1 protein-coding gene is annotated in these 337 nt (G+C 77.7%); it reads right to left on the bottom strand.

All coding sequences use genetic code 11. The features are described from left to right. Window positions 1–337, bottom strand: a 337-nt coding sequence (locus D183_RS25600) for a citrate/2-methylcitrate synthase (RefSeq protein WP_039729293.1), incomplete at both ends; no start/stop codon positions are given.

Below are 337 nucleotides of genomic sequence, written 5' to 3'. Positions count from 1 at the left end.
CGCCGCCGTGGCGCGGACCGGACAGGGCGGCCAGGCCGGCGCTGACGGTGGCGTGCAGCGGCGCGCCGGTGGAGGCGACCACGCGGGCGGCGAAGGCGGAGACGTTGAGTTCGTGGTCGGCGCACAGCAGCAGCGCGGCGCGCACCAGTTCGGCGAAGTCGGCGTCGCCGGGACGCCAGTGGTCGGCGATCAGGCGATGCAGCGGGCGCGCGTCCGGCGCGGTGCCGACCAGCAGCGCGGCGTTCTGCCGCAGCAGGGTGGCGGCGATCTCGCGGCGCACGCCGGGGGCGGCGTTGAGCGACTGGCGCAGCTCCAGGGCCAGCAGCGGGATGCAGGC

The sequence above is a fragment of the Xanthomonas sp. SHU 199 genome, from assembly GCF_000364665.1.
GTDB lineage: Bacteria > Pseudomonadota > Gammaproteobacteria > Xanthomonadales > Xanthomonadaceae > Xanthomonas_A > Xanthomonas_A sontii.
Note: the sequence above shows the minus strand (reverse complement) of the source record. Positions and strands in the feature narration are given on the sequence as shown.